The following is a 15,093-nucleotide window of genomic DNA, read 5'->3' as shown; positions in this document are numbered from 1 at the left end:
CAGCATGAAAGTGAAAAAAGAACGGCTTGACGTTTTACTTGTAGAAAAAGGCCTGGCCGAAACAAGAGAGAAAGCAAAGCGGGCAATCATGGCAGGTCTCGTATATGGAAACGAGGAAAGGCTGGATAAGCCAGGAGAAAAAGTTCCGGTGGACCTGAACCTTACTATAAAAGGCAAGGTCATGCCTTATGTTTCCCGAGGGGGCCTTAAGCTTGAAAAGGCTTTAAAAACATTTGACATATCCGTTCAGGATAAGGTGCTTTTGGACATAGGAGCTTCCACCGGAGGTTTTACAGATTGTGCATTACAAAACGGTGCAAAAATGTCTTATGCACTTGATGTAGGCTACAACCAGCTAGCCTGGAAACTTAGGCAGGATGAACGCGTCAGGGTAATGGAAAGGACTAATTTCCGTTACGTGACTCCTTCTGACCTTGATGGAGAAATGCCGAACTTTGCAAGCATTGATGTATCCTTTATTTCACTTGCGTTAATATTACCTGTACTGAAAACGCTGCTTGTTCCAAACAGTGACATAGTAGCGCTGGTCAAACCGCAGTTTGAAGCAGGAAGAGATCAGGTCGGAAAAAAAGGGATTGTACGTGATCAAAAAGTGCATATCCAAGTCATGGATAAAATCATTCAATTCGCAATGAACGAAGGATATGACATCAAGAATGCATCCTTCTCGCCTATTACAGGCGGTGACGGAAATATTGAATTCCTGCTGCATTTATATTGGAGCGGAACTGGACAACCGGGAGAAATGCTTCTTTCCCGAAGTATCGAATCCATTGTTGAACAAGCACATCTCGAGTTGAAAAATAATAAGCAAGAGGAAACAGATAAAAACTCCGGTGACTGACTGTTGCCGGAGTTTCTTGTGCCATTATGTTCAAGGATCATTTTCCGATTTCTTTTATTTGACCATCGGGGGATAACAGGAGTGAAAAAAGGATAATTTACTGAAAAGGGCGAAATATGTAGTATAGATAAGAAATATGGAGAAATCAATGTACAATTATCCATAAATTAGATAACATGAGTTTATAACCTATTATGGACGTAGCCATAATTTTTTTCGTGAGGTGCTTTTGGTAAAATGAATAAAGGACAGCGGCATATAAAAATCAGGGAAATTATCGCTAACAATGATATAGAAACACAGGATGACCTAGTAGATGAACTAAAAAGTGCCGGTTTTAATGTCACTCAGGCAACTGTTTCACGTGATATAAAAGAATTGCATCTTGTGAAGGTGCCATTGATGGATGGCCGATATAAGTACAGCCTTCCTGCAGATCAACGCTTCAATCCTCTTCAGAAATTAAAGCGGATGCTGATCGACGCATTTGTCCGGATTGATTCTGCATCAAACTTACTGGTGATGAAGACGCTTCCTGGTAATGCCCAGGCTATAGGGGCATTAATCGATAATCTGGACTGGGAGGAAATATTGGGAACTATATGCGGTGATGACACATGTCTCATTATCTGCCGTACTCCCGAGGACGCAAAGAAGATATCAAATAAATTTTTGGACATGCTCTAAACTGGGAGAGGTGAGTCGAGCTTGTTAACTGAATTATCTATAAAGAACTTTGCAATTATTGAAGCCCTTTCGATTTCTTTTGATAAGGGCTTAACTGTATTAACCGGGGAAACTGGAGCAGGTAAATCCATCATTATTGACGCGATCCATCTTCTTGTTGGTGGAAGAGGCTCGGCCGAGTTTGTAAGGCATGGGGAAGCAAAGGCTGAAATAGAAGGACTCTTTCAGCTTGATGATGACTCACATCCTGTCGTTTCCAAAGCTGAAGAATTTGGGATTGAGATCAGTGACAATATGATTGTCCTCAGACGGGATATGGCGAGCAGCGGCAAGAGCGTATGCAGGGTCAATGGAAAGCTTGTTACGATTTCTGTTCTTAGGGAAATTGGAAGGACACTGATAGATATTCATGGCCAGCATGAGCATCAGGAATTGATGGACGAGAGGCTCCATCTCCAGCTGCTGGACCAATTCGGTGGAGAAACAGTTTCATCTGCCCTGCTTGAATATCAAAATCTGTATAAGCGTTATGATACAGCGGTTAAACAGCTAAAAAAACTAAGTCAGAATGAGCAGCAAATGGTTCATCGCCTTGATTTGCTACAGTTTCAGCATGAGGAGATTCAGAAGGCCGATCTCAAGCTCAAAGAGGATGAAGAGTTGACTGAAGAGAGGAAGCGCATTAATAATTTCGAAAAAATTTATGATTCCCTGCAGGCTGCTTATGAAGCATTAAGGGGAGAACAGCACGGAATGGACTGGCTTTCAGTGGCGATGAATAATCTGGATACTGCTGCAGGGATTGATGAAAACCTGAAATCGGTGTCTGAAACAGTCTCCAATAGCTATTATCTCCTGGAAGATGTCATAGCATCCATTAGAACGGAACTCGATTCCCTTGAGTATGATCCGGTACGCCTGGATTTTATTGAGGGCAGACTGAATGAAATCAATCAATTAAAACGAAAATATGGGAAAACGATCGATGAAATAGTGGAATATGGGGCACAAATCGAGGAAGAAATCGAAACACTTTTAAATAGAGAAACCCATATCGCAAAGCTGGATAAGGAAATTAGCGAGATAAAGGAAGATTTAATGCTGGAAGCAAAGAATCTTTCTGAGCTGAGAAGAAAATTTGCTGACCGGCTGACCGATCAGATTCATCAGGAACTTAAAGAGTTATATATGGAGAAGACCGTTTTTGAGGTTCGCTTCCTTACATCGGCATTTGATGATCTTGCAGAAGCCGATATCCAGCGCACAGGCCTGGATGTGATTGAATTCTACATCTCGACCAACCCCGGTGAACCTCTGAAGCCCCTTTCCAAAATTGCTTCAGGAGGGGAACTGTCACGGATCATGCTAGCGTTAAAAAGCATCTTTTCCAAGCATCAAGGTATTACCTCCATCATTTTCGACGAAGTCGATACCGGGGTAAGCGGGAGAGTTGCGCAATCTATTGCAGAAAAAATTTACAAGGTAGCGGTAGACTCCCAGGTACTTTGCATTTCTCATCTTCCACAGGTTGCGGCAATGGCGGATACTCATTTATTTATTGCAAAGGAGATAGAGGGCGGCCGAACGAGAACGTCAGTAGAGCCGCTTGACCAGACCAATAAGGTTAAAGAAATCGGACGGATGATTTCAGGCGTTGAGATTACCGATCTTACCAAAAAGCACGCAAAAGAACTGCTGCAGCAGGCAAAAAAATTGAAGAAGGTTAAATCAGGCAGATAGTCTATCTGTCCTGCTATGTAAAGCTATCCAAATACGGATAGCTTTTATTTTGAACCAAAGTTATAAATGATTGTCGCGAAGGCTAAATTATAACTGTAACCTAAGAAGGAAACGAGGAGAGTGAATGGATTGAAGTTATGGATCAACAGAGTAACCGGTGGAATTCTCCTTGTTTTGCTATTAGCTTTAGGGTTATACCAGCCACTTCGTGAATTTATCTCAATGCCTAGAAAAATCGTGCTATTTGAAGGCGAACAATATAACCTTCCCCATTCCTTGCCTGTAACAGCAGAGATGTCAACACCCGGCGCAGGAGCGTCTGTCAGCGAATTGGGTACCATGCTCACGCTTTCAGCAGAGAAGCCTGGTACCCATGAACTATTGCTGGATTTTGCAGGCTTCCCGATAAAAAAAGTTGACGTTGAAGTGCTTAAGGACTTTAAGGTGATACCAGGCGGCCAGTCCATTGGAGTGAAATTAAACACACTGGGAGTTTTAGTGGTAGGCCACCATCTGGTCGATACGCAGCAAGGCAAGAAATCACCAGGAGAATCGGCGCATGTGCGTGTAGGCGATATTATCACAGAGATTAACGGGGTTACCATAAAGAAGATGTCAGATGTGGGCCCGCTTGTCCAAGCTGCAGGAAACAACGGAGAGCCCCTTAAGCTTGTAATAAACCGGAAAAAACAATTGATCCGAACCACCCTGACACCCTTGAAAGACAGGGACGAAGGGAACTACAAGCTTGGCTTGTATATTCGAGATTCAGCGGCGGGTATCGGTACAATGACATTTTACCACCCGGGTACCAAAAAATACGGTGCGCTTGGACATGTCATTTCTGATATGGATACAAAACAGCCCATTGTTGTAAAAGATGGACAGATTGTCCGTTCTACGGTGACGTCCATAGAAAAAGGCAGCAATGGAGACCCAGGTGAAAAACTGGCTCGCTTCTCATCCAACCGAAAGGTAATCGGCGATATAAAACGGAACAGCCCTTTTGGCATATTTGGAAAGTTAAATGAAAAAATAGATAATGGGGTCATAGATCGTCCGCTTCCCATTACATTGTCCCATCAGGTAAAAGAGGGTCCTGCCAAGATTCTGACCGTAGTTGACGGCACTGATGTAGAAGAGTTTGACGTGGAAATCGTCAGTACGATACCTCAGAAGCTTCCTGCTACAAAAGGAATGGTCCTAAAGGTAACCGATAAAAAGCTTCTTGAGAAAACTGGCGGAATTGTACAGGGTATGAGCGGCAGTCCCATTATCCAGAATGGAAAGTTAATTGGCGCAGTGACACATGTATTCGTTAATGATCCCACGAGCGGGTATGGTGTCCATATCGAATGGATGTTAAACGAAGCTGGAATCAATATATATGAAAAAGCGCATCATCATCCAAAAGCAAGCTAGGCTGTTTTTTACACCCTGCCATAAGGCAGGGTGTTTTTATGCCAGTTTTCGCGATACATTAAAAATAATAATAAAATTCGACAAAAAAGAAGTATTATATCGAATTGCGTCGAAAACAGGAGATATCGAGAGTATATTCCCGATTTTGTATTATTTTTTGAAAATAGACAGGAATTCCATTCCCATTGTCGAAAAGTTCATTTACAATAGATGTAAGAGAAATAGAAATTACGACCAATTGTAGTTGAGGAGGAAATCAAGATTGAAAAAGATAAAAGTGTGCGTGGTGGATGATAATAGAGAGCTTGTATCCTTGCTGGATGAATATATATCGTCTCAAGAAGATATGGAAGTGATCGGCGTGGCCCATAATGGGCAGGATTGCCTGAATATGCTTGAATCAGTGGAGCCAGATATACTAATTCTGGATATCATCATGCCTCATCTGGACGGTCTGGCAGTTTTGGAAAGACTCCGTGAAACCAAACAAGGGCCGGTACCCAATGTAATTATGCTCACTGCATTCGGCCAGGAGGATGTAACCAAGAAAGCTGTGGACCTTGGTGCATCATATTTCATCCTTAAACCATTTGATATGGAAAATCTAGCAAATCATATCCGCCAGGTAAGCGGAAAAACCAATAACCTTATCAAAAAGTCATCTCAGGTAAGCTACCGCAGCAGTCAGACAGAGTCGAAACCGAAGAACCTAAGCGCCAGCATTACAAGCATCATCCATGAAATCGGTGTGCCAGCCCATATAAAAGGTTATTTATACTTAAGGGAAGCTATATCTATGGTTTATAATGATATAGAACTGCTTGGCTCTATTACAAAAGTTCTATATCCCGATATTGCTAAAAAGTACAATACAACCGCAAGCAGGGTTGAAAGGGCCATTCGCCATGCCATCGAAGTAGCCTGGAGCCGCGGCAACATAGAATCTATTTCATCTTTATTCGGATATACGGTAAGTATGTCCAAGGCAAAGCCTACAAACTCCGAATTTATTGCAATGGTCGCAGATAAATTAAGACTCGAGCACAAAGCTTCTTGATAGAGTAAGAATTTTTTATATTTGCCTTTTATCACTGTCGTTGGTGACCATATACCTTTCTTTGTACAGTTTCTTGATGCCTTAGACTGGACTTTTTGTAAAGACGCTCTGGCTATCTGCCCAGGCGTCTTTGTTATGTAAAAATGTAAAATCATGCATGGCATTTAGCCATGAAATGATGGTTGGCATAAACATAAATGAGAGAATAATTAGAGCCGCCTTTATTCACCGAGATCGCGTCCCTCCCTGGCACACCCGCTGGTTTTCCCCTTATGGGCTTTTTCTTCTTACCCTTTTATAAGCATGTACTCCTCAGGTAATCTATTTGAGCCGGCTGATTAACTGGGCGGCTGTCAGCCCCTGGCAGGCTTTATCCATTTCGTATATTGGTTGGTTTTGCATCATAAACATTAAGTGAGCCCCGGGTAGCACTGCAAGAATCTATACACACAATGGTTAGCTATTACCGGATACGGATTAGGATTGAACCGCAGACATGAACCATAAAGGACGAATTGGCCTTTTGAAAAAACATAATCCAAAGACGACAAGACTGGGCAGGCAAATAGAAAGACCGTAGGGTCTTGCGGAGACTGGCAACAAGGAGAGAAAATGGCTTATGCTTCTCAGGCAGCCTGTGCATTAAGCAAAAACGGTTAATGGGAATTTGCCTGTTCATAAAAGGGGGAAGGCGATTTTGACAAAGATCTTTGCTCACAGAGGGGCTTCGGGTACACATCCTGAAAATACGATGGTGGCTTTTGTTCAGGCGGAAAAGGAAGGAGCTGACGGCATCGAATGTGATATACAAATGACCAAGGATGGACAACTTGTCATTATCCATGATGAAACTCTTGACAGGACAACCAATGGACATGGGAATGTAAAAGACTACACATACAAAGAACTGAAAAAATTTCATGCTGGATATAAATTTGGCAGTAAGTACGGCTTTGTATGTATTCCGACTCTAAATGAGCTGTTTGAGTGGCTTTCAGGAAACACGCTTGCCTGCAACATCGAATTAAAAGGTAATACAATTCCATATACAGGCATGGAGGAAAAGCTAATACAGCAGATACGCAAATGGGGTCTAGAGACAAGAATGATCTTGTCCTCATTTAATCATTACAGCCTTGTCCACTGCTATAGGCTTGACCCTGAAATGGAAACAGCCCCGCTTTACAGAGATGCCCTTTTTATGCCTTGGATATATGCTGCCTCGATTGGTGCGAGGGGTATGCACCCGAATATGAATGTTGCCCCCGCTTCTGTAATTACAGCAGCAATTGATGCCGGGATAAAGGTCAGGCCCTATACAGTTAACATGAAAGAAAAAATGAAAGCCTTGTTTTCGATAAACTGCAGTGCCTTGATCACAGATTACCCCGGTCGGGCTGTTAAGCTTCGCAGACAGATTAGATAGATACAAAAAAAGGTCCGCTTACAGAGGCGGACCTTTAGACTGGCGTCAGGTCGGAAATCCTGTTATCTAAACCTGTTCTGTACTTTATTTTTCTTTCTATCCCGATGCAGAATAAAACCGCTTATAAATCCAATTCCTCCGACACATAAAACAAATCCACTTAAGAATTGAAGCCAAAGTGCAGGGTAAGGAGTCTGTAAAATGCCAAATAGCATATCCCTCATAATTTTAATGCCATAAACAGCCAATACCCCGGGGACAAACAATATCAAAAATGCGATTAATCGTTTCATACATGTGTTTCCCCTTTATAAAAATATCACACACAAAAATGATAAGTCATAATGAGAATTTGTCAAGCCGTCCTGCATTTAATACAATAATGGTACATATGCAAGAAATTGCGCACATTCTTTCTCGCAACATAAAATGAAGCCTCGGGAGGGATACCTATGCAGAATGTAATGATAGTCGGAGCAGGCAAAGGGGGCACAGCCATTCTGGAGATTTTGCTTGAAAGCGATAGCTTTTTGATTGACTATATGATCGACATAGATGAGAAGGCGCCGGGGATTCTGCTTAGCAGAAAATTGGGCATCAAAACAGGGAATGATTGGAAACGTCATTTACATAACAATATTGACATCGTTATTGAAACAACGAATGATTCATCGGTGTTTGAAGACATAAGAACAAATAGACCGGAGCGCGCGCTTCTAATTCCAGGAAGCGTCGCATTTATCATCGCAAAACTTTTTGATGAGAAAAAAGCGCTGATCGATAAGCTGCAAAAAGAAAAGCATAAACACGATCTCATTTTCAATGCGACAAATGATGGAATGGTGGTAGTAGACAAACAAGGATATATCATCCTGTTTAACCGGAGCGCAGAACGAATGACCGAAGCGGATCGCAAAGAAGTAATAGGGAAACACATAACGGATGTCATTCCTGGGAGCCTGCTGCCAAGGACCATCCAGACAAAAAGGATGGAGCTTAATCGGGAACAGCTACTTAAAAATGGATTGAAAATCATTACAACAAGAAGTCCCTTGCTTGACGAAAATAACGAAGTGATTGGGGCTTTTGCGGTATTTAAGGATATAACAGAGGTAGTAAAACTTGCAGAAGAAATTACTGACTTAAAAGAAATACAAACGATGCTTCAGGCAATTATCCAATCCAGTGATGATGCCATTTCGGTAGTCGATGAGGACGGCCGCGGAATCCTGATTAATCCTGCTTATACAAGGATTACAGGGCTGAAGAAGGAAGAGGTTATAGGGAAGCCTGCCAATACCGACATTTATGAAGGAGAAAGCATGCATATGCGCGTGCTGCAGACCAGAAGGCCAGTCAGGGGTGTCAATATGCGTCTTGGCCCGATGAAGAAGGATGTCATCGTAAATGTAGCCCCCATTATTGTAGATAACAGGCTTAAAGGAAGTGTAGGTGTTATCCATGATGTTTCGGAAATCCAGAAGCTGAACCAGGAGCTGGATCGAGCCAGGCAAATCATCAGGACACTGGAAGCAAAATACTCGTTCGAAGATATCATCGGAGAATCAGCTGAAATGGCACTGGCTGTTGATCAGGCAAGATTGAGCGCCAAGACTCCGGCCACTGTACTTCTGAGAGGGGAATCAGGGACAGGAAAAGAACTTTTTGCCCATGCTATACATAATGCCAGTGAAAGGAAGTTCAATAAATTTCTCAGGGTAAATTGCGCGGCTATTTCAGAGTCCCTTTTGGAAAGTGAGTTATTTGGCTATGAGGAGGGAGCCTTTTCTGGTGCTAGACGAGGAGGTAAGCGGGGGTTATTTGAGGAAGCGAATAATGGGAGTATCTTTCTTGATGAAATTGGGGAGCTCACGCCGAACATTCAGGCTAAATTGCTGCGGGTGCTGCAGGAAAACGAGATCGTCCGAGTAGGCGGTACAAAACCGGTCGCCATCAATGTACGTGTTATCGCGGCTACGAATCTTAATTTAGAGAAGGCCATTGCGGCCGGTACATTTAGGGAGGATCTTTATTTCCGAATTAACAGGATCCCTATACATATTTCGCCTCTCAGGGAAAGAAAAGAAGATATCAGACAGCTTTGTGTTCATCTGATTCAAAAAATCAATCAAGAATATGGCAGGAGCATTGAAGGTATAACGGAAAGTGCGATTGAAAAGCTAAAACAATATTATTGGCCAGGAAATGTCAGGGAGCTCGAAAATATTTTGGGAAGAGCCATCATCTTTATGAAAAGTAATGAGACGGTTATGGATGGCCAGCATCTGCCTGAATTTCTTAAAGTTAATGATAAGCTAACCAGTTATGGAATGTCTGAAGAAAACGTCCGTGATGGAAAAAGACTTTCCGAAATCCTTGAGCATTACGAAATGGAGGCAATCAAACACTCCCTGATTAGCTGCCAGGGGAACAAAACTGCTGCTGCGAAACAATTAGGAATCTCGATTCGGAATTTATATTATAAAATTGAGAAACATCACCTTGAAAAATTCAGCATGCAATAAATTGCATGGTATGCAAAAAAATGCAGGTGATTAAGTGAGAATCGAATATAAAGGTAACGGGTTTTAAAAATTAAATTTTGGCACAAAACTTGCATTATTATATTGTGGTTTCTTATTAGCACCGAATACACCCTGGTTCACAAACAATTGTCGCGGATAGGCCAAAACAAGGAGTGATAAGATACAGCAGTATAGGGAATTATCCAATTTCATTGCCTGATAGGGTTTTTACTATTCATATCTATCTGCAAGACCGGTGCGGTGCAATAGAAGTTCCGGATACAACTCAGCAAGCTAAATTGCGGCATAAAAGAAAGTCACGCGTCAGAGGGCAAATTCCTTTTCGTATTGAACCATGGTCGGTTTAGATCGTATGGTTTTCCTGATTAGGATCCTTTTGCTATATAATATTCCAAGAAATTCGATATCCAAAATCGTAAAGATGTATTGTTGAGCAGGCATAGACTACAGCATGTATTTAGCTGCTGAACATTACAATCAAGCAAATAACCCACAGCATTTTCGGGAGGAATTACTCATGGAAATTTTTAAATATCTGGAAAAATATGATTATGAGCAAATTTTATTTTGTCAAGATAAGCAGTCAGGATTAAAAGCCATAATAGCCATTCATGATACTACACTCGGTCCTGCACTCGGTGGCACTAGAATGTGGACATATGAATCAGAAGAAGCCGCAATAGAAGATGCCTTGCGTCTTGCAAGGGGCATGACATATAAAAACGCTGCAGCTGGATTAAACCTGGGCGGTGGAAAAACAGTTATCATTGGTGACCCCAGAAAAGATAAAAACGAAGAGATGTTTCGCGCTTTTGGGCGCTTCATACAGGGATTGAACGGCCGTTATATAACAGCAGAAGACGTAGGCACAACTGTTGCGGATATGGATTTAATCCATGAAGAAACAGATTTTGTCACCGGGATCTCACCGGCGTTCGGTTCCTCCGGAAACCCTTCACCAGTAACTGCTTATGGAGTATACCGGGGAATGAAGGCTGCAGCTAAGCAGGCGTTCGGCTCCGATTCATTAGAAGGAAAAGTAGTTGCAGTCCAGGGTGTCGGCAATGTTGCGTATAATTTGTGCCGCCACCTTCATGAAGAAGGGGCAAAATTGATCGTTACCGATATTAATAAGGATCCCGTGCAGCGCGCAGTTGAAGAGTTCGGTGCAAAAGCAGTCGATCCAAATGAAATTTACGGGGTGGAATGCGACATCTATGCTCCGTGTGCGCTCGGAGCAGTGATAAATGACATTACCATTCCCAAAATTAAGGCTAAGGTTATTGCTGGAGCGGCTAATAATCAGCTAAAGGATACAGTGCACGGGGATAAAATTCATGAATTAGGGATCGTGTACGCGCCTGATTACGTAATTAATGCCGGGGGAGTCATTAACGTAGCAGACGAACTGTATGGCTATAACGCTGAGCGTGCCCTTAAAAAGGTAGAAACCGTATATAACAACATAGAGAAAGTCATGGAAATTTCAAAGCGTGATGGCATTCCTACGTACCTTGCCGCGGATAGAATGGCAGAAGAACGGATCGAGCGGATGAGAAATTCCCGAAGCCAGTTTTTGCGAAATGAGAAAAACATCCTAAGCGGCCGAAGGTAAGCAATTTTTTATGGGTCAAACTGATGGCTGCCGTCCAAGCCTGCCATCCTCTGCCCATTAGAACACCCCATAGGATGGGTGGTAAAATGTTAAGGTTCAGACATGGTATCGTGTTGTTCGATAAGGGAACGCAAGATGCAGAAAGCACGGAGTCAACATCGGTTCAGCTATCAAATATCAAGACGAACTCTTTTATATAGGAAAAAGGATATCAAAAGGTTTTTGTTAGTAAATCAAGATTATTAATCGTGCAGGAGGCTTCATTATGGCTCAGGAATATGATCTCGTCATATTAGGCGGCGGTACGGGCGGTTATGTAACTGCCATTAGGGCGTCCCAAATTGGATTAAAAACTGCTGTCGTTGAAAGAGGGAAACTTGGCGGTACATGTCTCCACCAAGGCTGTATCCCTTCAAAGGCATTGTTAAGAAGTGCAGAAGTGTATAGCACAGCCAGGAAGAGTGAGGAATACGGCGTAATAACGGAAGCTGTGAGCCTGGATTTTTTGAAGGTCCAAGAGAGGAAGGCCGCAATTGTGGCCCAGCTCCATAAGGGTGTCCAGCACCTGATGAATAAAGGGAAGATTGATGTTTATGAAGGGATTGGGAGAATAATGGGACCTTCCATATTTTCACCTATGCCCGGTACTATCTCTGTTGAGATGAATGATGGTACAGAAAATGAAATCCTGCTGCCAAAGAATGTCGTCATTGCAACTGGTTCCCGGCCAAGGTCTTTGCCAGGATTGGAGGTTGACGGAACTTATGTAATTACCAGCGACGAAGCTCTTGATCTGGAAAATCTGCCTGAATCAATCATTATTATAGGCGGAGGGGTTATAGGGATCGAGTGGGCGTCTATGCTATCTGATTTTGGAACAGAGGTTACCGTGCTGGAATATGCAGATAGGATTATTCCGACAGAAGATGCGGATATTTCCAAAGAAATGCTCAGGTTAATGAAGAAAAAGGGAGTAAACATCATCACCGGAGCCAAGGTATTGGCAGAAACACTTTTGAAAGATGGAAATGTATCCATTTCTGCAGCAATCAAAGGAGAAACAACTTCGTTTACGGCTGAAAAAATCCTTGTTTCGGTCGGAAGGAAGGCCAATGTCGAAGGAATTGGTATAGAAAATACAGACATCCAAATCCACAATGGATATATCCAGACCAATGACTTCTTTCAAACCAAGGAATCACATATGTATGCGATTGGCGATTGTATTGGCGGTCTCCAGCTGGCTCATGTTGCATCACACGAAGGGATAACGGCAGTAGAACATATCGCAGGAAAACAGCCGCATAAGATTGACTATTCTCTTATTTCGAAATGCATCTATTCTAATCCGGAGGCCGCGAGCGTCGGCCTTACCGAACAAGAAGCAAAGGAAAGGGGATACAGCCTTAAGATCGGCAAAATTCCTTTTAAAGCTATAGGCAAGGCCTTGGTATATGGTGATTCGGATGGGTTCGTGAAAATCATTGCTGATGAAAAGACGAATGATGTTCTAGGAGTACATATGATTGGGCCTCATGTAACAGACATGATTTCAGAGGCTGGACTCGCAAAGGTGCTGGACGCCACGCCGTGGGAAATCGCCCAAACAATACATCCTCATCCGACATTGTCTGAAGCGATGGGAGAGGCTGCATTGGCAGTTGACGGGCGGGCTATCCATTTTTAATAAACTCACAAATTAGGGAGGTAATATGATGGCTGAAAATCGACATAAACAAATGGGCCTTGACGATGATTCCGTGTTAGAGATGTACGAAACAATGCTGCTTGCACGCAGGATCGATGAACGTATGTGGCTCTTGAACCGTTCAGGAAAAATACCCTTCGTCATATCGTGCCAGGGCCAGGAAGCTGCCCAAGTAGGGGCTTCCTTTGCACTTGACCGGGAAAAAGATTATGTATTGCCTTATTATCGGGACGTAGGAGTTGTACTCACTTTCGGGATGACCGCCAAAGAGCTGATGCTTTCGGGCTTTGCAAAAGCTGAAGACCCGAATTCAGGAGGACGGCAGATGCCCGGGCATTTCGGCAAGCGGACAAACAGAATTGTAACAGGTTCATCGCCTGTAACTACTCAGGTGCCGCACGCAGTTGGAATAGCGCTTGGGGGCAGGATGGAAGGAAAGGACCTTGTTGCATTCGTCACTTTTGGGGAGGGATCTTCCAATCAGGGAGATTTTCATGAGGGCGCAAACTTTGCCGGCGTCCATAAACTTCCTGTGATATTTATGTGTGAAAACAACAAATATGCAATCTCCGTTCCGATCGAAAAGCAGCTAGCTTGTGAAAAGGTGTCAGATAGGGCGATTGGATATGGGATGCCGGGAGTAACTGTCAACGGCAACGATCCGCTTGAAGTATACGAGGCAGTCAAGGAAGCTGCCGACAGAGCAAGGCGCGGAGAAGGACCAACACTCATTGAAACCGTTTCTTACAGGCTTACTGCCCACTCCAGTGATGATGATGACCGCACTTATCGCGCTCCCGATGAAGTGGCAGCAGCAAAAACAAAGGACCCGATCATAACTTTTGGTGCTTATTTAAAAGAGATTGGCGTTTTAAATGATGAGTTGGAAAAAGAAATCAATGATAAAGTTATGAAATTGGTAAACGAAGCCACTGATTATGCCGAAAATGCACCATACTCAAACGCTGAGGAGGCATTAAAGCATGTATATGCACAAGAATAAGGGGGAATTCAAATGCCGGTAATACCTTATATAGATGCTGTCTCGATGGCGATCCGTGAAGAAATGGAAAGAGATCCCCGGGTGTTTGTGCTGGGCGAGGACGTCGGGAAGAAAGGCGGGGTCTTCAAGGCCACACAAGGACTTTATGATCAATTTGGAGAACAGAGGGTCATAGATACTCCACTCGCTGAATCGGCTATTGCAGGAGTGGGCATAGGAGCTGCCATGTATGGAATGCGCCCTATTGCGGAAATGCAATTTGCGGATTTCATTATGCCTGCCGTTAATCAGATTATATCTGAAGCAGCAAGAATTCGTTACCGGTCGAATAATGATTGGCATTGCCCTATAGTCATTCGTGCTCCGTATGGAGGCGGAGTCCACGGAGCACTTTATCATTCCCAATCCGTCGAAGCAGTATTTGCCAACCAGCCCGGACTGAAAATTGTGATGCCTTCTACTCCTTATGATGTAAAGGGGCTTTTGAAGGCTGCCATCAGGGATGACGACCCTGTACTATTCTTTGAACATAAGCGGGCTTATCGGTTGATCAAAGGTGAGGTTCCAACCGATGACTATGTATTGCCGATCGGAAAGGCAGATGTAAAAAGGGAAGGCGACGATATTACTGTCATTACATACGGGCTATGTGTCCACTTTGCCCTACAGGCTGCAGAAAAGCTTGCGAGCGATGGTATTTCAGTTCATATATTAGATTTGCGTACGGTATATCCTCTTGATAAAGAGGCAATTATCGAAGCCGCATCAAAAACAGGAAAGGTACTGCTCATCACCGAGGACAACAAAGAAGGGAGCATTATAGGCGAAGTAGCTGCCATCATCGCAGAAAACTGCCTGTTCGAGCTTGATGCACCTATCATGAGGCTCGCGGGTCCGGATGTGCCCGCAATGCCATATGCACCTGCCATGGAGAAATTCTTTATGGTCAACCCCGACAAGGTGGAAAAAGCGATGCGGGACCTTGCTGAATATTAACCAGCAGAAATAGGGAATATTTTTGCGG

12 protein-coding genes are annotated in these 15,093 nt (G+C 43.3%); 11 read left to right on the top strand and 1 reads right to left on the bottom strand.

Going from position 1 to position 15,093, the window contains the following annotated elements; genetic code table 11:
- Window positions 1–4: 4 nt before the first annotated feature.
- The 6 genes from V1500_RS18700 to V1500_RS18675 all read left to right on the top strand — a co-directional run bounded on the left by V1500_RS18700 (window position 5) and on the right by V1500_RS18675 (window position 7,197).
- Window positions 5–865 carry a TlyA family RNA methyltransferase gene (locus V1500_RS18700; RefSeq protein WP_409301584.1) on the top strand — a complete coding sequence of 287 codons (861 nt, stop codon included), beginning with the start codon at window positions 5–7 and terminating at the stop codon, window positions 863–865.
- A gap of 237 nt (window positions 866–1,102) precedes the next feature.
- Window positions 1,103–1,552: a transcriptional regulator AhrC/ArgR gene (gene ahrC, locus V1500_RS18695; protein WP_409301582.1), complete on the top strand. Its 450-nt coding sequence runs from the start codon at window positions 1,103–1,105 to the stop codon at window positions 1,550–1,552.
- A gap of 21 nt (window positions 1,553–1,573) precedes the next feature.
- Window positions 1,574–3,292 carry a DNA repair protein RecN gene (recN, locus tag V1500_RS18690; protein WP_409301580.1) on the top strand — a complete coding sequence of 573 codons (1,719 nt, stop codon included), beginning with the start codon at window positions 1,574–1,576 and terminating at the stop codon, window positions 3,290–3,292.
- A 120-nt stretch (window positions 3,293–3,412) separates the two neighbouring features.
- Window positions 3,413–4,714 carry a SpoIVB peptidase gene (gene spoIVB, locus V1500_RS18685; protein WP_409301578.1) on the top strand — a complete coding sequence of 434 codons (1,302 nt, stop codon included), beginning with the start codon at window positions 3,413–3,415 and terminating at the stop codon, window positions 4,712–4,714.
- A gap of 262 nt (window positions 4,715–4,976) precedes the next feature.
- Window positions 4,977–5,771 carry a sporulation transcription factor Spo0A gene (spo0A, locus tag V1500_RS18680; RefSeq protein WP_409301576.1) on the top strand — a complete coding sequence of 265 codons (795 nt, stop codon included), beginning with the start codon at window positions 4,977–4,979 and terminating at the stop codon, window positions 5,769–5,771.
- A 697-nt stretch (window positions 5,772–6,468) separates the two neighbouring features.
- Window positions 6,469–7,197: a glycerophosphodiester phosphodiesterase gene (locus tag V1500_RS18675; RefSeq protein WP_409301575.1), complete on the top strand. Its 729-nt coding sequence runs from the start codon at window positions 6,469–6,471 to the stop codon at window positions 7,195–7,197.
- A gap of 62 nt (window positions 7,198–7,259) precedes the next feature.
- Here the strand turns inward: V1500_RS18675 and V1500_RS18670 are convergent, their stop codons facing one another.
- Entirely contained in the window at window positions 7,260–7,490 is a 231-nt protein-coding gene (locus tag V1500_RS18670; RefSeq protein ID WP_409301573.1) for a DUF2627 domain-containing protein, read from the bottom strand.
- Between the two features lie 159 nt (window positions 7,491–7,649).
- On the opposite strand from V1500_RS18670, the gene V1500_RS18665 reads away from it, so the two are divergent.
- The 5 genes from V1500_RS18665 to V1500_RS18645 all read left to right on the top strand — a co-directional run bounded on the left by V1500_RS18665 (window position 7,650) and on the right by V1500_RS18645 (window position 15,065).
- Window positions 7,650–9,722, top strand: coding sequence for a sigma 54-interacting transcriptional regulator (locus tag V1500_RS18665; RefSeq protein WP_409301571.1), 2,073 nt, complete (start codon window positions 7,650–7,652; stop codon window positions 9,720–9,722).
- Between the two features lie 538 nt (window positions 9,723–10,260).
- Window positions 10,261–11,358, top strand: coding sequence for a branched-chain amino acid dehydrogenase (gene bcd / locus V1500_RS18660; protein WP_409301569.1), 1,098 nt, complete (start codon window positions 10,261–10,263; stop codon window positions 11,356–11,358).
- Window positions 11,359–11,623: 265 nt separating this feature from the next.
- Complete coding sequence (gene lpdA, locus V1500_RS18655; RefSeq protein WP_409301567.1) at window positions 11,624–13,045, top strand: dihydrolipoyl dehydrogenase; 1,422 nt, start codon at window positions 11,624–11,626, stop codon at window positions 13,043–13,045.
- 28 nt (window positions 13,046–13,073) lie between these two features.
- Entirely contained in the window at window positions 13,074–14,069 is a 996-nt protein-coding gene (locus V1500_RS18650; protein WP_409306043.1) for a thiamine pyrophosphate-dependent dehydrogenase E1 component subunit alpha, read from the top strand.
- A 12-nt stretch (window positions 14,070–14,081) separates the two neighbouring features.
- The gene (locus tag V1500_RS18645; RefSeq protein ID WP_409301564.1) at window positions 14,082–15,065 is read left to right on the top strand and encodes an alpha-ketoacid dehydrogenase subunit beta; all 984 of its coding nucleotides are present in this window, start codon (window positions 14,082–14,084) and stop codon (window positions 15,063–15,065) included.
- Window positions 15,066–15,093: the final 28 nt, after the last annotated feature.

Origin of the sequence: Peribacillus sedimenti, assembly GCF_046237635.1 — a bacterium.
Lineage (GTDB): Bacteria > Bacillota > Bacilli > Bacillales > DSM-1321 > Peribacillus > Peribacillus sedimenti.
The sequence above is the reverse complement of the archived record's forward strand: the minus strand, read 5'-3'. Positions and strand labels throughout refer to the sequence as shown.

Bases quoted from the DNA above. Each gene is read 5' to 3' on its own strand.
- V1500_RS18700 (WP_409301584.1), top strand. From the start codon at position 5: ATGAAAGTGAAAAAAGAACGGCTTGACGTTTTACTTGTAGAAAAAGGC.
- ahrC (WP_409301582.1), top strand. From the start codon at position 1,103: ATGAATAAAGGACAGCGGCATATAAAAATCAGGGAAATTATCGCTAAC.
- V1500_RS18670 (WP_409301573.1), bottom strand. From the start codon at position 7,490: ATGAAACGATTAATCGCATTTTTGATATTGTTTGTCCCCGGGGTATTG.
- V1500_RS18665 (WP_409301571.1), top strand. From the start codon at position 7,650: ATGCAGAATGTAATGATAGTCGGAGCAGGCAAAGGGGGCACAGCCATT.
- bcd (WP_409301569.1), top strand. From the start codon at position 10,261: ATGGAAATTTTTAAATATCTGGAAAAATATGATTATGAGCAAATTTTA.
- lpdA (WP_409301567.1), top strand. From the start codon at position 11,624: ATGGCTCAGGAATATGATCTCGTCATATTAGGCGGCGGTACGGGCGGT.
- V1500_RS18650 (WP_409306043.1), top strand. From the start codon at position 13,074: ATGGCTGAAAATCGACATAAACAAATGGGCCTTGACGATGATTCCGTG.
- V1500_RS18645 (WP_409301564.1), top strand. From the start codon at position 14,082: ATGCCGGTAATACCTTATATAGATGCTGTCTCGATGGCGATCCGTGAA.